Here is a 23,390-nt window from a genome sequence, read left to right as displayed (position 1 = left end):
AGTTCATAGGTCAGGCGCAGCGGCGTCGTCGCGACGCCGCTTGCCTGTCTGGCTCAGCGCTGGAGAAACGCCAGCAGATCTTCGTTCAGCTGTTGCGCATGGGTCACTGCGAACCCATGCGGCGCACCGGCATACACTTTCAACTCGGCGCCGGCGATCAACTGCGCGGCGCGCTTGCCGGTGGTTTCGAAGGGCACGACCTGGTCGGCGTCGCCGTGAATCACCAAGGTGGGCACGTCGACCTTGGCCAGGTCCTGCCGGAAATCGGTCTGCGAGAACGCCGTCACGCAGTCCAGCGTGGCCTTGAGCGAGGCCAGCAGCGCGATGTTCAAGGTCTGCGTCTGCACGCCCTGGGACACCTGCTGCCCCTGGTTCAGCCCGTAAAACGGGGCCGCGAAGTCGGCGATGAACTGGGCGCGGTCGGCCCGCAGCCCGGCCTCGATCCCTTCGAACACCGACAGGTCCACCCCGTCCGGATTGTCTGCGCGCTTGCCAAATACAGGCGTGACGGCCCCCAGCAGCACCAGCCCAGCCACCCGCCCGGTACCGTGGCGACCGATATAGCGGCTGACATCACCGCCCCCCATCGAAAAGCCCACCAGGGTGACCTCACGCAGGTCCAGGTGCTCGATCAACTGCGCGATGTCATCGGCGAAGGTGTCATAGTCGTAGCCGGTCCACGGCTGGCTCGACCGCCCGAAGCCACGGCGGTCAAAGGCGATGGTCCGGTAGCCGCGGCTGGCCAGGTACTCCATCTGCGTGTCCCACATGTCGGCATCCAGCGGCCAACCATGGCTGAACAGTACCGGCTTGCCAGTACCCCAGTCCTTGAAATAGATCGAAGTGCCATCACGCGTTTGGAACGTGCTCATATCGGTATCTCCTAGTGGTACGTGGAAAAAGGCTTGTTCAGCCGCGCAGCCAATGGGCGCAACGGCGGGTGATCCAGGGCATGATGTAGAACACCACAGGCAAGATGACGAACAGGTTACCGATCAGGGTGCCTCTGACCGGGCCAGCCAGTTGTGGCAAACGTTCGAATAACGGGGCCAGCAGGTGCGGCACCACCAACGTCATCGGGCAGATCACCAGGTACGTCAGCACCGCCTGTTTCCAACGCGGTGGTGGTACGGCGCGGGTGCCGGGTGGGGTGAACCAGAATTCCGGGTCCTCATGGACCTGAGGGCTGTCACCACCGTCGAGCAGCGGCAGCACGTCCCGGACCATCGCCTGGCGTTCTGCTGAGTTGACCCACGCCTGCAACAGGTCGGCGTTGGCGAACCGGACCACGGTGGTGAAGTGTAGACCGCCCTCATCGGGTCGAATGACATTGACGTCCAGGTGCCCCGCCTGGCGGCGGGCGGTGCCTACCGCATGCTTGAGCCACACTTCGTAGTCGTTCAGTGACGCGGCGCGGACCTTGTGCTGGATCACCAGGGTAACCACGTCGCGGTTGTCTTGGGCGGCGGTGTTCATCTGCATTCCTTGGGCTGAGCCTGCCCGCTTGCGCTGGGCAACAGTGGACGGGCTGAACGTTATCGAGGTGTGCGGCCCGGCGGGCACCGGCCGGGGTGCCCGCGGCGATGGGGTTACTTGCTGGCGTTGAAGGCGTTGTAGCTGGTCATCAGGTTGCGGTAGTCAGGGATATGGTTGGAGCACAGTGCGGCCAGGCCCTCGACGTCGTTGCGCCAGTCACGATGCAGTTCGCAGGCTACGCCGAACCAGGTCATCAACTGCGCGCCAGCACGGCTCATGCGGTCGTGGGCGGCATCGCGGGTCATGGCATTGAAGGTGCCGGACGCGTCGGTCACCACGAACACCTCGAATTCTTCCTCCAGGGCGGCCAGGGCCGGGAAGGCCACGCACACTTCGGTGACGACACCCGCGATGATCAACTGCTTCTTGCCAGTGGCTTTCACCGCCTTGACGAAGTCTTCGTTGTCCCAGGCGTTGATCTGGCCAGGACGCGCAATGTAAGGCGCGTCCGGGAACAGGGCCTTGAGCTCTGGCACCAATGGGCCGTTGGGGCCTTGCTCGAAGCTGGTGGTCAGGATGGTCGGCAGGTTGAAGAACTTGGCCAGGTCCGCCAGGGCCAGCACATTGTTCTTGAAGGTGTCGGGCTCGATATCGCGCACCAGCGACAGCAACCCAGCCTGGTGATCGACCAGCAGAACGGCAGCGTCGTCTTTGTTCAGGCGGTTGTATTTGAATTGAGTCATGGCGGTAGCTCCAGTAGTCGTGATTTGCAGTAGGTGGGGTGTTTCGCGTTGATGGGAGAAGATTAAAACCATCCAGTTTTCGGCGGTAGATAGCGTTTTTTGGCTTTAGCGTTCTATTTTATGAACGATGGTTCAGCGCCCTGTAGGGCCGGTTCTATGCAACGCCATGCCCATTGCCTCCTGCGTGAACCTGCTCTATTACTACCGGCAGCCCTTCCCTGTCCCGAGACCATCATGCTGGCGTTCATCCAGTCCTCCCCACTGCTGCTCGGCACCACCTTGTTGTTGCTCGACTTGATCGTTTGGCAGCTGATCCCGGCACAGCGCCATGCCTGGCGAATAGCCGCGCGGCTGACGCTGTTCCTGCTCTTCAGCCTGGTGCTGGTGGCGGCAGGGATGAGCCCGCTACAGCCCGCGCCCTGGGCCGACGACGTTGCCCGCAACTTGCTGGCCACGGTGCTTGCCATCGCATGGTGGCTGTTTGGCGCGCGCACCGTCACGGTGGTTTTCGGCCTGCTGTTGGTGGCGCGCGGCAGCCACGGCGGCCGGTTGCTGCAGGATGTGCTCGGGGCGTTGATCTTCATCGCCGCGGTGGTGGCGGCGGCCGGCTATGTACTGCAATTGCCCGTCAAAGGGCTGCTGGCCACATCGGGAGTGATGGCCATCGTCATCGGCCTGGCCTTGCAGAGCACCCTGGCGGACGTGTTCAGCGGCATCGTGCTCAACACCACGCGGCCCTATCAGATCGGTGACGCCGTTTCCATCGATGGCACGGAGGGCAAGGTGCTGGATATCGACTGGCGTGCCACGCGGCTGCTCACCAGCAGCGGTAGCCTGGCGGTCATTCCGAACTCCGTGGCTGCCAAGGCCCGCTTGCTCAACCATAGCCGTCCAACTGATGTGCATGGCGTGTCGATCAGCGTGGTCGTGCCTGCAAGCGTGCGCCCTGGCAAAGTGTTCGATGCGCTGGAAAAGGCGCTGCGCGGTACCCGTGCGCTCCTCCCTTCACCTGCCCCCAAGGTGGCCGTGAAAACCGCGACGCTCGATTCGGTGGAATACGAAGCCAGCGGTTTCATCGCCGATATGAGCGCCAAGAACGCTACGCGCAACCAGTTGTTCGACCTGGCCCATCGGCACCTGGAAGCGAACGGGGTCATCTGGAACCAGGACCTGGCGACGGCGCCGCGTAGCCGTCAACGGGAGGTGCTGGACGAAGTACGGGTGTTCCGCGCGCTGAGTGATGAAGAGCGCGACGCACTGAGCCAACACATGATCGCCGTTGAGTACCTGGCTGACACAACGATCCTGGAGGTGGGCAAGCAGTCCGAACACGTGCTGGTCATAGGGCGAGGTGTCGTATCAGCGGCGGTGCTGGAAGATGGCAAGCGCCTGGAGGCCGGACGCATGGGCCCAGGTGAAGTACTGGGTATCGACGGGCTCGTCGATGAAGACGACTCGCTGGTGGAGTTCAGAACCTTGACCAGTTGCCTGCTGTATCGCATCGACAAGCAACGAGTCAAAGCGTATCTGCAGCAGCACGGCGATGTGCAGACCGCCTTGGGCAAACTGCAACGCGTCCGACGTCAGGGTCGCGATTCGCTGCTCTTGCACAAGCCTGCTTCCATCAAGAAAGGCGGTTTCCTGAGCTGGCTGCACAAATGACGCGTCACCTGCCGTTGCGGAGCGTTGCCTTACAGCACCACGCGCAGGCACTGGCCGGCGTGGTACAGCGAGAACCCGGACTCGTAGAACGCGGTGCGCAGTGAGGTCGCGCTCACGCCTTTCATGGTCGAGAACGGTATCGGCAGGCTGGCGGCTTCCCCTTTGGACAGAAACTCGGCGAACGCCCGGCCAATGACGGTGCCAGTGGTATTGCCGCGCCCGTTATAGCCGGTGACCGCCACCAACCCTGGGGCGGGTTCGAACAAACGCATCAGGTGGTCGGGCGTAAAGTCGATGCAGCCGGTCCAGTGCATGTCCCATTCGACCTTGCCAAGCGTCGGGTAGTAGTGACGCTGGATACGGTCGGCCCAGCTGCGCACGAACCACGCGGGTTTATTGTCGACCCGGCCCAGGCTACCGAGCAGCAAACGGCCCTGATCATCGCGACGGATACTGCTGAGCACGGTGCGGGTATCCCAGGAGCCTTGGCCGTGAGGGAGTACCTTGTCGGCCTGCGCGCCCTGCAATGGCTTGGAGGCGACCTGGTAGTAATAGCCTTTGAAGAACTGCTTTTGCAGGTTGCTCCAGTCCCCTTCGGTGTAGGCGCCAGTGGAGATCACCACCTTCTCGGCGCGAACCGAACCGCGTGCAGTCTGCACACGCCAGCTGTCACCTTCGCGCGTCAGGCCCTGGACTGCGGACTGCTGGAACAGCTTGCCACCCAGGCGCACCACGGCAGCTGCCAGGCCCTGGGTGTAGCCCATCGGGTTGATGGTGCCGGCGCGCCGGTCCAGCAGGGCGGCGGCGATCTTGTCGGTGCCGCAATATTCCTGGCACTGTGCGCCGGTCAGCAGTTCGACATCGGCACCGCGCCGTCGCCATTGCTCGTGGCGGGCCTGCAGATCGGCGATGCCGGTCGCGTTATGTGCCATGTGCAGGGTGCCCTGGTGCCGCGCCTGACAGTCGATGCCCAGGCGTTCGATCATGGCGAACACATCGGCCGGGGCCTGACCCAGCACCGTGTTCAACCGGCTGCCTTGTTTCTGACCCAGGGTGGCCTCGACATCATCCGGGCGAATCCAGGTACCGGCATTGACCAGACCGACATTACGGCCGGAGCCGCCGTGGCCCACTTTCCAGGCCTCCAGTACGATCACCGACTTGCCCTGCTCGAGCAGGTGAATGGCTGCTGACAATCCGGTAATGCCGCCGCCGATCACGCAGACATCGGCGTGGTACTCCCCCGCCACGGCCTGGACAGTCACGCTCGGCACGGTGACGCATTCCCACAAGCATTCTTGACGCAGTTCGGACATGGCCCGGCTCCCGCAATTTATTCTTGTTCGAGACCGCCGTGCGGCCTTTCGCAGCCAAGCCCGCATGCCCAGATAGCGGTGCAAGCACACCGATCCTGATGGCCGCGGGCTTGGTCGCCCACCAGGGGCCGTGCCCCTGGTTCTACACCATTACGCTGATCAGTCGAACACGATGCCTTGCGCCAGTGGCAACTCACGGGAGTAGTTCACGGTGTTGGTCTGACGGCGCATATAGCCTTTCCAGGCATCTGAACCGGACTCACGGCCACCACCGGTCTCCTTCTCACCCCCGAACGCCCCGCCGATTTCGGCACCGCTGGTGCCGATGTTGACGTTGGCGATACCGCAATCGCTACCAGCCGCGCTCTGGAAACGCTCAGCCTCGCGTAGATCGGTGGTAAAGATGCAGGACGACAAGCCCTGCGGGACTTCGTTGTTCAGCCGCAAGGCTTCGTCGAAGTCATCGTAAGCCAGTACATAGAGAATCGGCGCGAACGTTTCATGGCGCACCACCTCGCTTTGCCCAGGCATTTCGGCAATGGCAGGCGACACGTAATAAGCATTGGGATACTGGTCGGTCAACTGACGCTCGCCCCCGAACACTTGGCCCCCTTCGTCGCGAGCCTTGGCCAGGGCGCCTTGCATGGCATCGAATGAGGCCTTGTCGATCAGGGGCCCAACCAGGTTGTCCTTGCGCGGGTCGCCAATGCGCACCTTGCCGTAGGCGGCCTTGACCCGAGCCACCACTTCGTCCTTGATCGAACGGTGCACGATGAGGCGGCGCAGCGTGGTACAGCGTTGCCCGGCAGTGCCGACTGCCGAGAAGAGAATGCCCCGCACGGCCAGGTCCAGGTCGGCGCTGGGTGCAAGGATCATGGCATTGTTGCCGCCAAGTTCCAGGATGCTGCGCCCGAAACGTGCGGCTACACGCGGCCCGACTTCACGGCCCATGCGCGTGCTGCCGGTGGCACTCACCAGGGCCACGCGGGGGTCATCGACCAGGGCTTCGCCTGCTTCACGGCCACCGATGACCAGCTGCGCGAGACCTGCCGGCGCATCGCCGAAGGCTTTCAACGCCTTGTCGAACAACGCCTGGCACGCCAGGGCGGTCAATGGCGTTTTCTCGGAGGGCTTCCACACCACCGAGTTGCCGGCCACCAGGGCCAGGGCGGTGTTCCAGGACCAGACCGCCACCGGGAAGTTGAATGCGCTGATCACACCGACCACACCCAGCGGGTGCCAGCTTTCGCGCATGTGGTGACCCGGGCGTTCGGAGGCGATGGTCAGGCCGTACAACTGGCGTGACAGCCCCACTGCAAAGTCACAGATGTCGATCATTTCCTGCACTTCGCCCAGACCTTCCTGGGTGATCTTGCCTGCCTCGATCGAAACCAGTTCACCCAGGTCTGCCTTGTGCTCGCGCAGCACTTCGCCGAACAGGCGCACCAGCTCACCCCGGCGAGGGGCTGGCACGCTGCGCCATGCCTCGAAGGCCTGCTGAGCCTGCTCGATGCGCGCGGTAGTCTCGGCTTGACCGAGCAGTGTCACCGAAGCGATCTGGCTGCCGTCGATGGGCGTGTGTACAGCGTAATCGCCTTGCGTGTAAGCCTGGGCAGCAACCCCCAGGCGCTCGAGCAATCCAGCAACCATTGGTGTTCTCCTACATCGGTGGACAGGTTGGATATGATGTGGATCAGTATTAATCCGATCAGTTAAGCGCAACAAACGACCTTTATTCCGCATATCATTCCGTCAGGTAATGACTCGAGCCCTTGAGAACGCTATGTCAAAACGTCTGGTGCCTTCCATGACCGCCCTGCAGTGCTTCGAAGCTGCAGCCCGCCACTTGAGCTTCACCCGAGCCGCCGAAGAGCTGCACTTGACCCAGAGTGCGGTCAGCAAGCAGGTCGCGCAGCTTGAAGACCTGTTGCGTCACCATCTTTTCCTGCGCATTCGCCGACGTTTACAACTCACGCCAGCCGGCAGCCTCTATCTGGCCGAGGTGAACAAGATCCTCACGCAGGTCGATATGTCCAGCCGCTATGTGCTGACCTACGGGGAGCAGACCGAGATCCTGAAGGTCGCAACGCAGCCGAGCTTTGGTGTGCGGTGGCTGATCCCCCACCTCAAGGGCTTCGGCCGGCGGCACAGCAACATTCACTTGGACATCCGCAACGAAATGGAGCCCTTCTCGCTGTTGCAGGGCTCGGCCGACGTCGTGTTCTTCTACGGCCAGGGCACCTGGCCGGGGGCCAGCTGCATCGAGCTGTTCGGTGAAGAAGTGGTGCCGGTGTGCTCGCCAGAGTTACTGGCCGCCCGTGACCTGGCCAGTGCCGAGGCATTGACCGACCTGGTGTTGCTGCAAAGCACTTCACGGCCGGAAGCCTGGCACGAATGGTTCCTGGAGCAGGACCTGCAAAGCGTCAGCGCCTACCACGGCCCACGCTTTGACACCTTCTACATGGCACTGAGCGCTGCCCAGGCCGGCTGCGGGGTAGCGCTGGTGCCGCGCTACCTGGTCGCAAAGGAGTTGGCCGAAGGCAGCCTGGTCATGCCTTGGAACCATGCGATGCGCAGTGCCGGCGCGCACTACCTGGCGTACGCCGAACATGCCGCAGAAGTGCCCAAGGTGCGGGCGCTGGTGGATTGGATCGGTGAGCAGTTGCAGGCCTGATGCTCTAGACAGGCGTAGCGCCCTAGCCCGCCTACGTCGATCAAAAAAGGAATGACACACCTACTTTTTTTCGCTTGTAGACCGGGTGCATTCCCCGCTTTCATGTAAAGGTCAGCCATCAACCAGGAATCCAGCGATGCCCGCCCATGATTTCGTCAGCCCCGACAGCATCCGTGCGCAGTTTTCTGCCGCCATGTCGCTCATGTACAAACAGGAAGTGCCGTTGTACGGCACGCTGCTTGCGCTGGTGAGCGAAATCAACCAGCAGGTGATGGCCGAGCAGCCAGAAGTGACGCAGGCGCTGCGCTGGACTGGGGAACTCGAACGGCTGGGCCATGAACGCCATGGGGCCATCCGAGTAGGTACGGCCCAGGAGCTGGCGACCATCGCGCGACTTTTTGCGGTCATGGGCATGCAGCCGGTGGGCTACTACGACCTCAGCAGTGCTGGGGTGCCGGTGCACTCCACCGCGTTCCGTGCCGTGCACGAGCAGTCGCTGCACGTCAGCCCGTTCCGCGTCTTCACCTCGCTGTTGCGCTTGGAGCTGATCGACAACCTGCAGTTGCGGGAAATGGCCAAGGATATCCTGGCCAAACGCCAGATCTTCACCCCTCGCGTACTCCATCTGATCGAGCAGCACGAACGCGATGGCGGCTTGAATGCCGCAGATGCTCAGGCTTTCGTACAGCAAGCCCTGCAGACCTTCCGCTGGCACCACGACGCCACCGTCACCGCCAAGCAATACCAGCAGCTGCACGACCAGCACCGCCTGCTTGCCGATGTGGTCGCGTTCAGGGGTCCGCACATCAACCACCTGACTCCGCGCACCCTGGACATCGATGCCATCCAGCTCGGCATGCCAGCCAAGGGCATCACGCCCAAGGCCGTGGTCGAAGGCCCCCCTCCCCGCCGCCACCCAATCCTGCTGCGCCAGACCAGCTTCAAGGCCCTGCAGGAAAAGGTCGCATTCTGCGGTCAGCACGGTAGCGAAGGCAGCCACACCGCGCGCTTTGGGGAAATCGAGCAACGTGGCGCGGCGTTGACACCGAAGGGGCGCCAGCTCTATGACAAGCTGCTCGACACGACGCGTGTCGCATTGGGGGGTGCGCCCGTCGAGGCCAATGCCGCACGGTACATGGCGATACTCACCGACACCTTCGCCGCCTTCCCGGACGACCTGGCGCAGATGCGTGAACAGGGCCTGGCGTATTTTCGCTACTTCGCCACCGAGAAAGGCCTGGCCGCGCGCGATAAGCAAGGCAGGCCAACTACCCTGCAAGGGCTGATCGACGCAGACCACGTGCATTTCGAGGCGCTGGTGTACGAGGATTTCTTGCCGGTAAGCGCCGCAGGGATCTTCCAGTCCAACCTGGGCGACGATGCCCAGGCCGAGTACGGCAGCAACGCCAACCGCGCGGCCTTCGAAGCGGCGCTGGGGCTGCAGGTGCAGGATGAACTGGCGCTGTATGCGCAAAGCGAGCGCCGCTCGCTGCAGGCCTGCGCCCAGGCATTGAACCTGGTATCGGTGTAAGGCGACAGAGTGAAGGGGCACGTGGGTGCCCCAGCGTGTCAGCGGAAGCGGTCCACTTCCTGACGCAACTGCGCAGCCAATCCTTCCAGCTCCCGCGCTGTGAGTGCCAGCTCGTTGGCCACCTCGCGCTGCTCACCGTTGGCCTGGGCGATGCTCTGCAAATTGCGGCTCAGCACGGTCGCTGTGCTGCTCTGCTCCTGGGTCGCCGTACTGATCACGGCAAACTGCTCACCCGCCGCACGGCTTTGTTCGTCGATGCGGGCAAGTGCTTGCGCGACCTTGTCGTTACGCTCAAGGCCGTCCTGCATCAGCTGGTTACTCTGCTCCAGTGTGGTGATGGCGTGCCCGGTATCGGACCGGGATATAGCGCTCGCAATCAAAGGGCTGGCAGGATCACCACCTCGGGTAGCGCCATGGCAGCCACCTCTGCTTGCAGGAAGGCACTGAGGCGGCGCAGCCGCTCGCCGCCCGGTCGGGTCCGCGGCCATACCAGGTAGTAGTCCAAGCCGCTGGGGACCGCCGTGGGCCATGGCAGGCTCATGCGCCCCTGCGCCACATCTTCGGCCACCATAATCAGGTCGCCAATCGAAACACCGTAGCCACGGGCCGCTGCAATCATGCCCAGTTCCAGCGTGTCGAACACCTGGCCGCCCTTGAGCGAAACCCTGCTACCCAGGCCCAGGCGTTCCAGCCACACTCGCCAGTCGCGCTTGTCCATTGTGGGGTGCAGCAGTTCGCTGCTCGCAAGGCGCGCCGCGCACCAAGGCCCGTCATCCAGCAGCCCTGGTGCGCCCACCGGCACCAGCAGTTCGGGGAACAGCTTGCGCACCTCCCACTCCGCCGGGAACACCCCATCGCCCAGCAGCACCGCGCAATCGAAAGGTTCCTGGTTGAAGTCCACATGGTCGACGTCCATCCAGGCACTGGTCAGTTGCACTTCATTGCCAGGCTGCAGCCGACGGAAGCGGCTTAGCCGGGCCAGCAACCAACGCATGGTCAGGGTGGATGGCGCCTTCATGCGCAGCATGTCGTCTTCACCGCGCAACGTGTCACAGGCACGCTCAAGCGCGGCAAAGCCTTCGCGCACACCCGGTAGCAGCACCCGCGCCGCTTCGGTCAGTTGCAGGCTGCGGCCACTGCGCGTGAACAGGCGGCAGGCAAAGTGATCCTCCAGCGTGCGAATGTGCCGGCTGACCGCGCTTTGGGTAATGGACAACGCTTCGCCAGCACGGGTGAATGAGTTCAACCTCGCCGCGGCTTCGAATGCACGCAGCGCATACAGGGGCGGCAGCTTGCGGGTCATGAGATTCCTTGTTCGGTGGAGAAGCGGCGACCTGCGCATCATATCGCCATGATTAAAACTCATGCCAATGATCGCATTTATCCTTTTGTTAAAAGCTGACCCAAGCCTCAGAATCGCCCTTCGTCCGCCATTGTCTTTGCCAAGGATCACATCCATGCACGTCGCACCTACGCTCGAGCTCAAGGCATTACTGCGCTTGGCAGGCCCACTGATCGCCTCGCAGCTGGCGCACATGCTCATGGTACTGACCGACACCCTGATGATGGCACGCATCAGCCCGCAGGCCCTGGCCGGGGGCGGATTGGGCGCGGCGGGCTATTCGTTCGTGTCCATCTTCTGCCTGGGCGTCATCGCGGCGGTTGGCACCCTGGTAGCCTTCCGCAGGGGCGCCAATGACATCGAGGGCGCCACACGGCTGGCGCAAAGCGGTCTGTGGCTGGCCTGGGGCCTGGCCCTGTTCGCGGCGCTGGTGCTGTGGAACCTCGAACCTGTCCTGCTGCTCTTCGGGCAACAGCCTGACAACGTGGCCTCGGCGGCCGAGTTTCTCACCCTGCTGCCGCTGGCTTTGCCGGGCTACCTGACCTTCATGGCCTTGCGCGGCTTCACCAGCGCCCTGGGCCGCTCTACGCCGGTGATGGTCATCAGCCTGGTGGGTACCGTACTCAACTACTTGCTGAACGTTGCACTGATCGAGGGCATGTTCGGCCTGCCCAAGCTTGGCCTGATGGGCATCGGCCTGGTCACTGCGGTGGTCTCGATGGGCATGGCCATTGCCCTGGCGCTGTATATCCGCTGGCACCCGGCCTATGCGGCCTACCCACTGCGCAAAGGCCTGTCACGGCCATCGCTGCCAGCGTTGGGCGAGCTGTGGCGGCTGGGCCTGCCGATCGGCGGCACCTACATGGTGGAGGTAGGGCTGTTCGCCTTTGCGGCGCTGTGCATGGGCGTGCTGGGCAGTACCGAGTTGGGCGCGCACCAGATCGCCCTGCAGATCGTGTCGACCGCCTTCATGGTGCCCACTGGCCTGTCCTATGCCGTGACCATGCGCGTGGGCCATTACTACGGCGCGGGGAACTTGCTCGCAGCGCGCAGCGCAGGCCGGGTGGGTATCGGCTTCGGAGCCATGCTGATGTTCGCCTTCGCTGCCCTGTTCTGGTTGCTGCCAGACGCACTGGTAGGGCTGTTCATCGACCGGGCCGACCCGGCGTTTGCCGCCATCTTCCAACTGGCGGTCCAGCTGCTGATGGTCGCCGCCTGGTTCGAGCTCTTCGATGGCGTGCAGACCATCGCCATGGGCTCTATTCGCGGGCTGAAGGACGCCAAGACCACGTTCCTGATCGGGCTGGTGTGCTATTGGCTCATCGGGGCACCCAGCGCCTGGTTGTTCACCTTCGTCTTCGGCGGGGGCGCGGTGGGCGTCTGGTGGGGGCTGGCATTGGGGCTGGCGTGCGCCTCGGTGGCACTGACCTTCGGCTTCGAGTGGCGGATGCGGCGGTTGCTACGCCACGCCGGGACAAGCGCCGCAACGGCCACACCTGCCTGATGTCAACGACTTGATGTGGATTTGCGCATTGGCCAAGGGGGCGCGGCTGGCTAGCCTGCAAACCCCACCTGGCGATGGGACACCTGGCGCAGGAACGGGATCAGCGCGTCTACCGGCAGGGGCTTGCTGACCAGGTAACCCTGTACCTGGTTGCAGCCAAACCCGCGCAGCAACGCCAATTGCGCTTCGCTTTCGACGCCCTCGGCCACCACTTCGAGGTTGAGGTTGTGGGCCAGGTTGATCATGGCATGCACCAGCTTGCGGTTCTCTTCGCGCATTTCCATCTGCGCAACGAAACTGCGGTCCACCTTGAGCAAGGTGATCGGCAGGCTGTTGAGGTGCACGAACGAAGAAAACCCTGTGCCAAAGTCGTCCAGCGAGAAGCGCACGCCCAGGCGCCCCAGTGCATCCATGGTCTGACGCACCCGCTCATTGCGCCGCATCACGGCCGTTTCGGTCAGCTCGAATTCCAGCCAGTGAGCATCGACACCGTACTCGGCGATCAGCCTGCTCAAGGTCGCCAGCAGCTGGCTGTCCTGGAACTGCCGGAAACTGAGGTTGACCGCCATGTGCAATGGCGCAAGCCCTTGGGTGTTCAGGGCCTGCATGTCGCGCAGGGCACGGGCGATGACCCAGTAACCCAGCGGCACGATCAGCCCGCTCTGCTCGGCCAGCGGCACGAACTCACTGGGCGGCAGCAAGCCCCGTTCGGCGTGGCGCCAGCGCACCAGCGCTTCGAGACCGACGACCCGCCCATCCGCCAGGTTCAGGCGCGGCTGATAGTGAAGTTCCAGCTCGTCACGGCGCAAGGCCCGGCGCAGCTCGCTTTCGAGATCGGCCAGGCTGCGTGCGTGGCGATTGATGCGCTCGTTGAAGACATGGAAGGTACAGCCCTGGATGGCCTTGGCCTGGCGCATGGCGATGTGCGCATGCCACATCAGCGGGTCGGCGCCGCCCTGGGCGCGGGCGTGGGCCAGCCCCAGGCTGCAGCCGAGCAGCAGGCTTTCGCCATCGACCCAGTAGGGCTCGGCCAATGCCTCCACGATGCGCTCCGCCATCCACTCGGCCCGCCCTGGGTCGCGGCGGGTGTCGATCAGCAAGGCGAACTCGTCACTGCCCAGGCGTGCCAGCTGGTCGCCTGCTTCGAGCTGATGCTTCAGACGTAGCACCACCTGCAGAATGAGGCGATCCCCACTCTGGTGCCCCAAGGCGTCATTGACGTGGCGAAAGTTGTCCAGGTCCAGATGCCCCAAGGCAACGCCGCGCCCGTCATGGTCGGCCAGGCGCGTGGCCAGCAAGGCCTGAAAGCCCTGGCGGTTGGCGATGCCGGTCAAAGGGTCTTGTTCGGCCAAGCGCTGCAGGGTGGCCACCAGTGCACCTCGCTCGCGCACGTGGCGCAGGCAGCGACGCAGGCTGTCGCCATTGAGTTGGTCGCTCACCAGCCAGTCACTGACGCCGCCTGGCGCCGCCTCGGGTTCGCTGTGCAGCAGCAGGATGGTCGGCAGGTCACAGCGACCGGGTGCTGGCCGCAAGGCCGGCGTGGTCAGCACCACGGCCTGCCGGTCGCGGCTGAACAGACTGTCGACGGCATCCCAGTCGGGTGCCGTGAGCAGTACGGCCGTGCCCTTCAAGGCCGGCATGCACGCGTGCAGCAAGGCCGCCCACTCGGGCTCACTGGCCAACAGCAGCAAACGCATAGGTTCGACAGGCGCGGACAAGACGGCTCCTTAAAGCTCGACGATGCAAACGTTGACCGATAATGAGCCCAACGCAATTAATGGAAATGATTTTCACTCTTAAAAGCGGTTTTGGACAGCCTGGTCCGACGTATTTTGTCGTGCATCCTGCGCGAAAGCGGACAAACCGGCAAATACGATTTTTTCAGGCGCAAGTATTAGTGACGCTAATGATCGTTTCGAAAGTCTGACTCGAACGTCAGACGGTCACGCCACGAACACGCATGCCTGTTAGAATGCGCGGCTATTTTCTGGCGACCCCCGGTTTCTAGCATGTCCCGACTCAATCCCCGGCAGCAGGAAGCCCGTGACTATGTCGGCGGCCCTCTTTTGGTGCTCGCCGGTGCAGGTTCGGGCAAGACCAGCGTCATCACGCGCAAAATTGCCCACCTCATCCAGAACTGCGGTATTCGCGCCCAGTACATCGTGGCCATGACCTTCACCAACAAGGCCGCCCGCGAGATGAAGGAGCGGGTTGCCAGCCTGCTGCGTCCGGGCGAAGGCCGAGGGCTGACGGTCTGCACGTTCCACAACCTGGGCCTGAACATCATCCGCAAGGAGCACGACCGCCTGGGCTACAAGCCTGGGTTCTCGATCTTCGACGAATCGGATATCAAGGCCCTGCTGTCGGACATCATGCAGAAGGAGTACTCCGGCGACGACGGCATCGACGAAATCAAGAACATGATCGGTGCCTGGAAGAACGACCTGATCCTGCCTCCCGAGGCCCTTGAGAAGGCACGCAACCCGCGCGAGCAGACCGCTGCGGTCGTCTACACCCACTATCAGCGCACGCTCAAGGCGTTCAACGCCGTGGACTTCGACGACCTGATCCTGCAGCCGGTCAAGTTGTTCCAGGAAAACCCCGAGGTGCTCGAGCGCTGGCAGAACCGCGTGCGTTATCTGCTGGTCGACGAATACCAGGACACCAACGCCAGTCAGTACCTGCTGGTGAAGATGCTGATCGGCATGCGCAACCAGTTCACCGTCGTGGGCGACGACGACCAGTCGATCTACGCCTGGCGCGGCGCGCGTCCTGAGAACCTGATGCTGCTCAAGGAGGATTACCCCTCCCTGAAAGTGGTCATGCTGGAGCAGAACTACCGCTCCACCAGCCGCATCCTGCGTTGCGCCAACGTGTTGATCGCCAACAACCCGCACGCATTCGAGAAACAGCTCTGGAGCGAGATGGGCGTTGGTGACGAGATCCGGGTGATCCGTTGCAAGAACGAGGACGCCGAGGCCGAACGCGTGGCGATGGAAATCCTCACGCTGCACCTGCGCACCAACCGTCCCTACAGCGATTTCGCCATCCTGTACCGCGGTAACTACCAGGCCAAGCTGATCGAGCTGAAGTTGCAGCACCACCAAGTGCCTTACCGTCTTTCCGGCGGCAACAGCTTCTTCGGCCGTCAGGAAGTCAAAGACCTCATGGCCTATCTGCGCCTGCTGGTAAACCCTGACGACGACAACGCCTACCTGCGGGTCATCAACGTGCCGCGCCGGGAAATCGGCTCGACCACCCTGGAAAAGCTCGGCAACTATGCCACCGGCCGGGGTGTCTCGATGTATGCCGCCAGTGAGGAACTGGGGCTGGGCGAGCACCTGGATGCGCGCTACACCGAGCGCCTGCAGCGTTTCAAGCATTGGCTGGACGGCGTGCGCCACAAGGTGGCGCTGGATGATCCCATCGCCGCCCTGCATGAAATGATCCGCGACATCGACTACGAGAACTGGATCCGCCAGCAGACCGCCAGCGATAAGGCAGCGGAGTTTCGCATCAGCAACGTCTGGTTCCTGGTCGAAGCGCTGAAGAATACCCTCGAGAAGGACGAAGAGGGTGACATGACCATCGAGGACGCCATCGGCAAGTTAGTGCTGCGCGATATGCTCGAACGCCAGCAGGAAGAGGAAGAAAACGCCGACGGTGTGCAGATGATGACCCTGCACGCGTCCAAGGGCCTGGAATTTCCCTACGTGTTCATCATGGGCATGGAGGAGGAGATCCTGCCTCACCGCTCCAGCATCGAGGCCGACACCATCGAGGAAGAGCGCCGCCTGGCTTACGTGGGCATCACCCGCGCACGCCAGACGCTGGCGTTCACCTTCGCCGCCAAACGCAAGCAATACGGGGAAATCATCGACTGCACGCCTAGTCGCTTCCTCGACGAGCTGCCCCCCGAAGACCTGTCCTGGGAAGGACTGGACGATGCCCCGGTCGAGGTCAAGGCCGCACGCGGCAACAATGCCCTGGCCGACATCCGGGCGATGCTCAAACGCTGATCAACCATTACTCTTAAACACTGCCGCTGTTTGCGGCCATTTTTGTTCCGAGGAATACCATAGTGGAAGCACTGCATCAGAAGATTCGCGAAGAAGGCATCGTGCTTTCCGACCAGGTTCTCAAAGTCGATGCGTTTCTCAACCATCAGATCGACCCGGCGCTGATGCAGCTGATTGGTGACGAGTTCGCCCGCCTGTTCGCCGATGCCGGCGTGACCAAGATCGTCACCATCGAGGCGTCGGGTATCGCGCCTGCAGTGATGACCGGGCTGAAGCTGGGTGTGCCGGTGATCTTCGCACGCAAGCACCAGTCGCTGACCCTCACCGAGAACCTGCTGACGGCTTCTGTGTATTCGTTCACCAAGCAGACCGAGAACACCGTGGCCATTTCGCCGCGCCACCTGAGCAGCAGCGACCGGGTGCTGGTCATGGATGACTTCCTTGCCAACGGCAAGGCGTCCCAGGCGCTGATCTCGATCATCAAGCAGGCCGGAGCGACCGTGGTAGGGCTAGGGATCGTGATCGAGAAATCGTTCCAGGGCGGGCGCGCCGAGCTGGATCGCCAAGGCTATCGCGTGGAGTCGCTGGCGCGGGTGAAATCGCTGGAAGGCGGTGTGGTCAGCTTCATCGAGTGAGGCGGCACTGGCTCGCTTACATCCGGGCCACCAGGGGCTGCGCGGCAGCCCCTGTCGTCTTCAGGTCGCCGCCAGGCCTGCCAACAGCAACCGTTGGTACAGCTCTTCCTTGAGCCCCTGAGGCTGGTCAAGCTGCATCCGTGCCAGATGCCGCTCATACCCTTGGGGCCCTGGCGCGTCCAGCGCGGCTTTGCCCAGCTCAAGCGCCTCGCTGAGCTTGAACTTGCTTTTCAACCAGTTCAGCGCCCGTAACAAGTCCTGCTCTTCAGCCGTGAAGTCGGTCCCCATGGGGTACTCCGGGAACAGCTGTGGATGCTGCGCCCGGGCTGCGGCCAGGCGCTGCGGCGTGTTATCGGCAAAACGCCTGTCGAGCTGAAAATCTTCCGCCAGCTTGCCAGCGTCCCTGGCCTGCTCGATGAGGCTTTGCTGGAACCGGGAGTCACACACCGCAAGCAATCGCGCAATGACCTCACTGTCGGTCTGCCCCCTGAGGTCAGCGATGCCATATTCGGTCACCACGATATCGCGCAGGTGGCGGGGAATGGTGCAATGGCCGTAGTTCCAGAAAATGTTCGATGAAACCTCGCCACCCGCTTCGCGCCAACTGCGCAGCAGCAGTATCGAGCGGCCACCTTCCAGCGCGTGCCCCTGGGCAACGAAGTTGTACTGCCCACCTACCCCGCTCAGCACGCGCCCGTCTTCGAGCTGATCGGCCACACCCGCGCCGAGCAGGGTCATGCCGAACACCGTATTGATGAAGCGTGCGTCCTGTCGCTGAGCACGCTTGAGCTGTTCATCACCGTAGAGCTCATTGACGAAGCCGATACCGGTCATGGCAAACCGCGCACGCTGCTCCAGGCTCATGTCGCGCAGGCGCTGGTAGAACGCTTGCGGGCCGAGGAAGAACCCTCCGTGCAGGACTACCCCCTGCTCATCGACAGCACGCCGCAGCAAGCCTGCTTCGGCCAGCGCCAGCAGCCCGTTGACGAACATCTCGCTACAGCCATATAGCCCATGCTCGAAGGGCGCGAGCCCGCCTTCCCGCTCGATCAGGGCCTGCGCGGTACTCGCGCCAAGGCTGTCGAGCGCTGCGCGGTAAGCAACGTTATCGCTCTGGCGAGCGAGCAGCGCGGCGGCAACCGCATCGCCCATGGCACCAATCCCGATCTGCAAGGTACCCCCGTCACGCACCAGGCTGCTGGCATGCAGGCCGAGGCAGTGGTCCTGCGTGGTGACCGGCATGTTGGGCGTCGAAAACAACTGGCGCTGCTCGGCTTCGTCCAACAGCAGGTCGAAGGCATCCATTGGCAGCTCGGCATCACCGGGCATGTACGGCAACTGCGCATGCACCTGGCCCAGCATCAGAATGGTCTCGCCAGCGGCGCGGCGGCGTTCGACCATGGGTAACAGGTCCAGGGTGATGTCCGGGTTGCAGGCCAGGCTCAGGTGAACGGGCCGCTCCGGCGTAGCCGCCACCAGTTGGGCGATCAGGTTCAGGCCCTTGGCATTGATGTCTCGCGCGGCATGGCTGTAGTTGCTGCTGACGTAATCCTGTTGGGCCGATTCACTGGCAAGCAGGCTGCCGGGCTGCATGAAGAACTGTTCTACGCGAATGTTTGGCGGCAGGCTGTCATTGCGCAGGTCGGCCAGGTAGTGAAGCTCTTCGTAGTCGCCGAACACGCGCTCCACGAAGGGCTCGAGCAAGCGTCGCTGCAAGCCATCCCCGAGCGCCGGTCGACCCAGGGAAAGGGCCGTATAGATCGTCAGACGGCGTTCGGGCAATTCGCGGATGCGGGCATAGAGGGCGTTGACGAAAGCATTGGGTTTGCCCAGGCCCAGCGGCAGGCCCATGTGGATATGGGTTGGCAGGCGTGACAGGATCTGTTCGACGGCCTGGTCGATGGAGCTGAGGTGCATCGAGGCCTCCTGGTTCGTGCTTGGGTTCAGGAGGTTCGACAGGCAGGTAGACAGGTTGGTTGCCTGGACGGTAAGAGGAAGCCGCAGCCACCTGGGGTCTGGATAACTCGGTGGTCTTCAGCCACAGCGTAGGTCCACGCGTACGCGGTGCCTGAGCGCTCTCGCCGGGGCGCCGGACCGGCCGCGATGGGCCGCGAAGCGGCCCCGGCAAGGCAAGAGGCGAAGCTAGAATACTGGGACTGCTACGCGGCACATTGCGGTATTTACAGGCCAGACATCTTCTGAATAGCGGCCTTGAGCTCATCATCCGAGCAATCCGCGCAGGTGCCCTTCGGCGGCATGGCGTTGATGCCCGTGATGGCCTTGGCCAGGATGCCATCCAACCCACCCTGGTGGTCGGCACGCTCCTTCCAGGCTGCGTTGTCGCCCACTTTCGGCGCGCCGAGCAGCCCCGTGCCATGGCAGGCCGTGCAATGCTTGGCGATGATGTCATCCGGCGTCCTGGCAGACCCGGCACCCGTGCTGGCGGACACGGCCATGCCCTTGCATTCCTGGCCCTGGATACACACCTTGCCGACCGGCTCCAGGCGCTTGGCGATATCGTCGTTGGTCGCAGCGGTAGCGGTGATTGCCCACAGGGCCAGTACGGCGGCCGGGATGGCCAGCATCTTCTTGACTTGATTCACGCGAACACCCTCATGGTGGCTAATCATGCTCGCGGCCACGGATCCTCGAGCGCCGAAAAGTATAACGACAAGCCCGAGGCCGGGAAACGACCCTACACAGGAAAGGGGTATTGACGCGTCAATGCACTGCGCTGGATCAAAAGTTCGAGGGGGTAGCGGCACTGATCAAGCGTGCTGGCTGTTCGAACGGGTTGCGAAAACGGTGCGGGCGGGTGCTTTCGAAGTAGTAGCTGTCGCCTGCTTCGAGAATGAACAGCTCGGTACCGACCACCAACTCCAGGCGGCCTTCGAGCAGGATGCCGGTCTCTTCGCCATCATGGGTCAGCATTTCGGCGCCGGTGTCGGCGCCAGGCGGGTACACCTCGGTCAGAAAAGCGATGGCGCGGTTACGGTGCGATTTGCCAACCAGCTTCATGGTCACCGCACCATCGGAGATGTCGATCAGTTCGTGGGCCTTGTAGACGATTTGCGCAGGGCTCTCGGGTTCGAGCTCGACGGAAAAGAACTCGACCATGGACATGGGAATGCCGCTCAGTACCTTGCGCAGCGAACTGATCGATGGGCTCACACTGTTCTTCTCGATCATCGAGATGGTGCTGTTGGTAACGCCCGCGCGCTTGGCGAGTTCACGCTGGGACAGGCCCTTGAGCGTGCGGATGGCTTGCAGTCGTTCGCCGACGTCCAAAGCTGGAGCCTCCTGAGACGGGTATGCGGGTGGATGTGAACGATATCATGGCAACGCCGTTCAGTATTTACAACACACCACCCGCCCTGACGCCTTAGTCCCCCACGTATTCCCGGGGCACCCGCTTGAGGTTGCAGAAGATCTGGTAAGGGATAGTACCGGCCTGGCTCGCCACCTCAGTGGCATGGACCTGCTTGCCCCACAGTTCGACTGGGCTGCCGACCGTCGCTTGGGGCACGTCGGTCAGGTCGATGCTCAGCATGTCCATCGACACGCGACCAATGAGCGGGGCTCGACTGCCGGCAACGATGACCGGCGTGCCGTTGGGCGCCTGGCGCGGGTAACCGTCGGCGTAGCCCATGGCAACCACGCCTACACGGGTGGGCCGCGTGCTGACGAACGTGGCGCCGTAACCCACCGGCTCGCCAGCCGGCAGCTCCCGCACACTGATGACCCGCGACTGCAGTGTCATGACCGGCTGCAGGCGTTGGGCGTGTGCTTGAGGCATGTCGAACGGCGTGGCGCCATAGAGCATCAGGCCTGGCCGTACCCAATCACCGGCTGCCTGGGGCCAACCCAGCACGGCTGGGGAGTTGCGCAGGCTGCACTCTGCAGCCAAGCCCTGGCGCGCGGTTTCGAACACGGCAATCTGCTCGCTTGTGGCCTTAGCATCCAATTCATCGGCACGGGCGAAATGGCTCATGAGCACGATGCGCCCTACCTTGCCGCTGGCCAGCAGGCGTTCATAGGCATCGCGATAATCCTTGGGATGCAGCCCTACACGGTGCATGCCGGTATCGAGCTTGAGCCAGACGGTGAGTGGGCTGTGCAGCGGGCTTTTCTCGATGGCCTCCAACTGCCAGGCCGAATGCACGACGCACCACAGGTCATGTTCGACGATCAATGGCAGCTCACTGGCTTCGAAGAAGCCCTCCAACAGCAGTACTGGGCTCCTGATGCCGGCCGCACGCAGCTCCAGTGCCTCTTCGATGCAGGCCACGGCAAACCCGTCCGCCTCGGGCTCGAGCGCCAACGCGCAGCGCACGGCACCGTGACCGTAGGCGTCGGCCTTGATCACGGCAAGCGCCTTGGCGCCGGTCAGTTCACGGGCGAGACGGTAATTATGGCGCAGGGCCTGGAGGTCGATCAGGGCACGGGCGGGGCGCATGCGGCTGCCTTAAAAGTCATACGGGTTGAAATCGAAGCTGGGGCACGCGCAGGTCATTCGCGAGCACCCCAATGGATGGTTTACTGCTGATGGGCAGGCGAACCATGCCCGTGACGGGCCACTTCGCGGCTGCTGCCATAGCGCGAGATGTCCAGCCCTTGTGCACTGATCTGCGGTTTCTTGCGCGCGATCAGGTCAGCCAGCAGGCGACCCGAGCCACAGGCCATGGTCCAGCCCAGCGTGCCGTGCCCTGTGTTGAGGAACAGGTTACTGAAGGCGGTTGCACCCACGATGGGGGTGCCGTCTGGCGTCGCGGGACGCAGCCCGGTCCAGAAACTGGCTTGGCTCAAATCACCGCCGCGAGGATAAAGGTCGTTGACGATCATCTCCAGCGTTTCACGTCGACGGGGGTTGAGCGACAGGTCAAAGCCCGCGATTTCAGCCATGCCCCCAACCCGGATACGGTTGTCGAAACGGGTGATGGCAACCTTGTAGGTCTCGTCGAGGATGGTCGAGGCAGGCGCCATGTCGCCGTTGGTGATGGGCACGGTCAGGGAGTAACCCTTCAACGGATAGACCGGCGCCTTGATACCCAGAGGCTTGAGCATCTGCGGCGAATAGCTGCCCAATGCCAGCACATAGCGGTCGGCGGTTTCGAGCTTGCCATCGATCCAGACACCGTTGATGCGGTCACCTGCATGATCCAGACGCTGGATATCCTGCCCGAAGCGGAACTCCACGCCCAGGTTCCGGGCCATTTCCGCGAGCTTGGTGGTGAACAACTGGCAATCGCCGGTCTGGTCGTTAGGCAGGCGCAGTGCGCCGGCGAGGATGCCCTTCACACTGGCCAGGGCAGGTTCGACCCGGGCGATGCCATCGCGATCGAGCAATTCATAAGGCACGCCTGATTGCTCGAGCACGGCGATATCCTTGGCAGCTGCATCGACCTGGGCTTGGGTACGGAACAGCTGGGTAGTGCCCAGGCTACGGTTCTCGTACGCGATTCCGGTTTCGGCGCGCAGTTCGTCGAGGCAGTCGCGGCTGTACTCGGACAACCGCACCATGCGCTCCTTGTTCACGGCATAGCGGTTGGCCGTGCAGTTACGCAGCATCTGCGCCATCCACAGGTACTGGTCCACGTCACCGGTCAGCTTGATGGCAAGCGGAGCGTGACGCTCGAGCAACCACTTCACGGCTTTTAGAGGCACCCCTGGCGCCGCCCACGGTGAGGCATAGCCGGGCGAGATCTGGCCGGCGTTGGCGAAGCTGGTTTCCATGGCCACCGCTGGCTGGCGGTCCACCACCGTCACTTCGAACCCTTGCCGGGCCAGGTAATAGGCACTGGCGGTTCCAATCACGCCGCTACCAAGTACCAGAACTCGCATCGTTTCTTTCCCCTCGCGCACTGCCGCAGTGTGTTGTTGGACTGCCATTGATGGGCGAAGTATAGGAATTCGTGAGCAGTGCAATTCACTATATAAAAGCCTATTATTGGCGAGAATTCTCGGCACAATGGCCTTTCACGGAGGGGCATCCCCTATGAGAACCCAGCATCAAAGTAAGCGTGAGCTGGACAAGATCGACCGGAACATCCTGCGCATCCTGCAGAACGACGGGCGTATCTCCTTCACCGAATTGGGCGAGAAGGTCGGCCTCTCCACCACGCCGTGCACCGAGCGCGTACGTCGGCTGGAACGTGAAGGCATCATCATGGGCTACAACGCGCGCCTGAACCCACAGCACCTCAAGGGCAGCCTGCTGGTGTTCGTGGAAATCAGCCTGGACTACAAGTCTGGCGATACCTTCGAGGAGTTTCGTCGGGCAGTGCTCAAGCTGCCGCACGTGCTCGAATGCCACCTGGTTTCCGGCGACTTCGACTACCTGGTCAAGGCGCGCATTTCGGAAATGGCTTCGTATCGCAAGCTGCTTGGCGACATCCTGCTCAAGCTGCCCCACGTGCGTGAGTCCAAAAGCTACATCGTGATGGAGGAGGTGAAGGAAAGCCTCTGCCTGCCAATCCCGGACTGACGCC

At 62.9% G+C, this 23,390-nt stretch carries 19 protein-coding genes and 1 pseudogene; 7 read left to right on the top strand and 13 right to left on the bottom strand.

Annotation, left to right across the window (positions count from 1 at the left end; translation table 11 throughout):
• Window positions 1–53: 53 nt before the first annotated feature.
• From PFU01S_RS00765 to ycaC, 3 genes are all read right to left on the bottom strand, one after another.
• Window positions 54–872 carry an alpha/beta fold hydrolase gene (locus tag PFU01S_RS00765; RefSeq protein WP_027913397.1) on the bottom strand — a complete coding sequence of 273 codons (819 nt, stop codon included), beginning with the start codon at window positions 870–872 and terminating at the stop codon, window positions 54–56.
• A 37-nt stretch (window positions 873–909) separates the two neighbouring features.
• Complete coding sequence (locus tag PFU01S_RS00760; RefSeq protein ID WP_027913396.1) at window positions 910–1,476, bottom strand: antibiotic biosynthesis monooxygenase; 567 nt, start codon at window positions 1,474–1,476, stop codon at window positions 910–912.
• Window positions 1,477–1,589: 113 nt separating this feature from the next.
• Window positions 1,590–2,219 carry an isochorismate family cysteine hydrolase YcaC gene (ycaC, locus tag PFU01S_RS00755; RefSeq protein ID WP_027913395.1) on the bottom strand — a complete coding sequence of 210 codons (630 nt, stop codon included), beginning with the start codon at window positions 2,217–2,219 and terminating at the stop codon, window positions 1,590–1,592.
• A 234-nt stretch (window positions 2,220–2,453) separates the two neighbouring features.
• Here ycaC and PFU01S_RS00750 point away from each other — a divergent pair, with 234 nt between their 5' ends.
• Window positions 2,454–3,881, top strand: a complete 1,428-nt coding sequence (locus tag PFU01S_RS00750) for a mechanosensitive ion channel family protein (protein WP_027913394.1) — start codon at window positions 2,454–2,456, stop codon at window positions 3,879–3,881.
• A 29-nt stretch (window positions 3,882–3,910) separates the two neighbouring features.
• Here the strand turns inward: PFU01S_RS00750 and amaA are convergent, their stop codons facing one another.
• Together amaA and amaB are read right to left on the bottom strand one after the other, a co-directional pair.
• A complete protein-coding gene (gene amaA / locus PFU01S_RS00745) occupies window positions 3,911–5,197 on the bottom strand; it encodes an L-pipecolate oxidase (protein WP_027913393.1) in 1,287 nt (428 codons plus the stop codon).
• A 159-nt stretch (window positions 5,198–5,356) separates the two neighbouring features.
• Window positions 5,357–6,847 carry an L-piperidine-6-carboxylate dehydrogenase gene (gene amaB, locus PFU01S_RS00740; protein ID WP_028686768.1) on the bottom strand — a complete coding sequence of 497 codons (1,491 nt, stop codon included), beginning with the start codon at window positions 6,845–6,847 and terminating at the stop codon, window positions 5,357–5,359.
• A gap of 133 nt (window positions 6,848–6,980) precedes the next feature.
• On the opposite strand from amaB, the gene PFU01S_RS00735 reads away from it, so the two are divergent.
• Window positions 6,981–7,871, top strand: coding sequence for a LysR family transcriptional regulator (locus PFU01S_RS00735; protein WP_027913391.1), 891 nt, complete (start codon window positions 6,981–6,983; stop codon window positions 7,869–7,871).
• Between the two features lie 136 nt (window positions 7,872–8,007).
• Window positions 8,008–9,402: a 2-oxoadipate dioxygenase/decarboxylase HglS gene (hglS, locus tag PFU01S_RS00730; RefSeq protein ID WP_027913390.1), complete on the top strand. Its 1,395-nt coding sequence runs from the start codon at window positions 8,008–8,010 to the stop codon at window positions 9,400–9,402.
• Between the two features lie 38 nt (window positions 9,403–9,440).
• Here hglS and PFU01S_RS00725 read toward each other — a convergent pair.
• Window positions 9,441–9,752, bottom strand: a pseudogene (locus tag PFU01S_RS00725) (methyl-accepting chemotaxis protein); the annotation flags it as partial.
• Window positions 9,753–9,778: 26 nt separating this feature from the next.
• A complete protein-coding gene (locus PFU01S_RS00720; RefSeq protein WP_027913388.1) occupies window positions 9,779–10,705 on the bottom strand; it encodes a LysR substrate-binding domain-containing protein in 927 nt (308 codons plus the stop codon).
• Window positions 10,706–10,859: 154 nt separating this feature from the next.
• Between PFU01S_RS00720 and PFU01S_RS00715 the strand changes: the two genes are divergently transcribed.
• Window positions 10,860–12,248 (top strand): NorM family multidrug efflux MATE transporter, encoded by a 1,389-nt coding sequence (locus tag PFU01S_RS00715; protein WP_027913387.1) that lies wholly within the window; start codon window positions 10,860–10,862, stop codon window positions 12,246–12,248.
• A gap of 50 nt (window positions 12,249–12,298) precedes the next feature.
• Here PFU01S_RS00715 and PFU01S_RS00710 read toward each other — a convergent pair whose 3' ends face one another.
• Complete coding sequence (locus tag PFU01S_RS00710; protein ID WP_027913386.1) at window positions 12,299–13,966, bottom strand: putative bifunctional diguanylate cyclase/phosphodiesterase; 1,668 nt, start codon at window positions 13,964–13,966, stop codon at window positions 12,299–12,301.
• A 291-nt stretch (window positions 13,967–14,257) separates the two neighbouring features.
• Between PFU01S_RS00710 and rep the strand changes: the two genes are divergently transcribed.
• Both rep and xpt read left to right on the top strand, forming a co-directional pair.
• Window positions 14,258–16,267 (top strand): DNA helicase Rep, encoded by a 2,010-nt coding sequence (gene rep / locus PFU01S_RS00705; RefSeq protein WP_027913385.1) that lies wholly within the window; start codon window positions 14,258–14,260, stop codon window positions 16,265–16,267.
• Window positions 16,268–16,329: 62 nt separating this feature from the next.
• Entirely contained in the window at window positions 16,330–16,902 is a 573-nt protein-coding gene (xpt, locus tag PFU01S_RS00700) for a xanthine phosphoribosyltransferase (protein WP_023532789.1), read from the top strand.
• Between the two features lie 60 nt (window positions 16,903–16,962).
• On the opposite strand, the gene PFU01S_RS00695 is transcribed toward xpt, so the two are convergent.
• The 5 genes from PFU01S_RS00695 to dadA all read right to left on the bottom strand — a co-directional run bounded on the left by PFU01S_RS00695 (window position 16,963) and on the right by dadA (window position 22,743).
• A complete protein-coding gene (locus tag PFU01S_RS00695) occupies window positions 16,963–18,819 on the bottom strand; it encodes an acetyl-CoA hydrolase/transferase C-terminal domain-containing protein (protein ID WP_028686769.1) in 1,857 nt (618 codons plus the stop codon).
• Between the two features lie 263 nt (window positions 18,820–19,082).
• The gene (locus PFU01S_RS00690; RefSeq protein ID WP_225806663.1) at window positions 19,083–19,532 is read right to left on the bottom strand and encodes a c-type cytochrome; all 450 of its coding nucleotides are present in this window, start codon (window positions 19,530–19,532) and stop codon (window positions 19,083–19,085) included.
• 109 nt (window positions 19,533–19,641) lie between these two features.
• The gene (locus PFU01S_RS00685) at window positions 19,642–20,190 is read right to left on the bottom strand and encodes a cupin domain-containing protein (protein ID WP_023532512.1); all 549 of its coding nucleotides are present in this window, start codon (window positions 20,188–20,190) and stop codon (window positions 19,642–19,644) included.
• A 94-nt stretch (window positions 20,191–20,284) separates the two neighbouring features.
• Window positions 20,285–21,358 (bottom strand): alanine racemase, encoded by a 1,074-nt coding sequence (alr, locus tag PFU01S_RS00680; protein WP_027913382.1) that lies wholly within the window; start codon window positions 21,356–21,358, stop codon window positions 20,285–20,287.
• Between the two features lie 80 nt (window positions 21,359–21,438).
• Window positions 21,439–22,743, bottom strand: a complete 1,305-nt coding sequence (gene dadA / locus PFU01S_RS00675; protein ID WP_027913381.1) for a D-amino acid dehydrogenase — start codon at window positions 22,741–22,743, stop codon at window positions 21,439–21,441.
• 154 nt (window positions 22,744–22,897) lie between these two features.
• Between dadA and dadR the strand changes: the two genes are divergently transcribed.
• The gene (gene dadR, locus PFU01S_RS00670) at window positions 22,898–23,386 is read left to right on the top strand and encodes a transcriptional regulator DadR (RefSeq protein ID WP_003258963.1); all 489 of its coding nucleotides are present in this window, start codon (window positions 22,898–22,900) and stop codon (window positions 23,384–23,386) included.
• The last annotated feature ends 4 nt before the right edge of the window (window positions 23,387–23,390 follow it).

This window comes from Pseudomonas fulva NBRC 16637 = DSM 17717 (assembly GCF_000730565.1).
Lineage (GTDB): Bacteria > Pseudomonadota > Gammaproteobacteria > Pseudomonadales > Pseudomonadaceae > Aquipseudomonas > Aquipseudomonas fulva.
Note: the sequence above shows the minus strand (reverse complement) of the source record. Positions and strands in the feature narration are given on the sequence as shown.

What these genes read in the sequence shown, in the direction of transcription:
- rep (WP_027913385.1), top strand. Translation starts at nt 14,258, where the DNA reads ATGTCCCGACTCAATCCCCGGCAGCAGGAAGCCCGTGACTATGTCGGC.
- PFU01S_RS00695 (WP_028686769.1), bottom strand. Translation starts at nt 18,819, where the DNA reads ATGCACCTCAGCTCCATCGACCAGGCCGTCGAACAGATCCTGTCACGC.
- PFU01S_RS00690 (WP_225806663.1), bottom strand. Translation starts at nt 19,532, where the DNA reads ATGATTAGCCACCATGAGGGTGTTCGCGTGAATCAAGTCAAGAAGATG.
- PFU01S_RS00760 (WP_027913396.1), bottom strand. Translation starts at nt 1,476, where the DNA reads ATGAACACCGCCGCCCAAGACAACCGCGACGTGGTTACCCTGGTGATC.
- hglS (WP_027913390.1), top strand. Translation starts at nt 8,008, where the DNA reads ATGCCCGCCCATGATTTCGTCAGCCCCGACAGCATCCGTGCGCAGTTT.
- amaB (WP_028686768.1), bottom strand. Translation starts at nt 6,847, where the DNA reads ATGGTTGCTGGATTGCTCGAGCGCCTGGGGGTTGCTGCCCAGGCTTAC.
- amaA (WP_027913393.1), bottom strand. Translation starts at nt 5,197, where the DNA reads ATGTCCGAACTGCGTCAAGAATGCTTGTGGGAATGCGTCACCGTGCCG.
- PFU01S_RS00715 (WP_027913387.1), top strand. Translation starts at nt 10,860, where the DNA reads ATGCACGTCGCACCTACGCTCGAGCTCAAGGCATTACTGCGCTTGGCA.
- PFU01S_RS00750 (WP_027913394.1), top strand. Translation starts at nt 2,454, where the DNA reads ATGCTGGCGTTCATCCAGTCCTCCCCACTGCTGCTCGGCACCACCTTG.
- alr (WP_027913382.1), bottom strand. Translation starts at nt 21,358, where the DNA reads ATGCGCCCCGCCCGTGCCCTGATCGACCTCCAGGCCCTGCGCCATAAT.
- ycaC (WP_027913395.1), bottom strand. Translation starts at nt 2,219, where the DNA reads ATGACTCAATTCAAATACAACCGCCTGAACAAAGACGACGCTGCCGTT.
- dadR (WP_003258963.1), top strand. Translation starts at nt 22,898, where the DNA reads ATGAGAACCCAGCATCAAAGTAAGCGTGAGCTGGACAAGATCGACCGG.
- PFU01S_RS00765 (WP_027913397.1), bottom strand. Translation starts at nt 872, where the DNA reads ATGAGCACGTTCCAAACGCGTGATGGCACTTCGATCTATTTCAAGGAC.
- dadA (WP_027913381.1), bottom strand. Translation starts at nt 22,743, where the DNA reads ATGCGAGTTCTGGTACTTGGTAGCGGCGTGATTGGAACCGCCAGTGCC.
- PFU01S_RS00720 (WP_027913388.1), bottom strand. Translation starts at nt 10,705, where the DNA reads ATGACCCGCAAGCTGCCGCCCCTGTATGCGCTGCGTGCATTCGAAGCC.
- PFU01S_RS00735 (WP_027913391.1), top strand. Translation starts at nt 6,981, where the DNA reads ATGTCAAAACGTCTGGTGCCTTCCATGACCGCCCTGCAGTGCTTCGAA.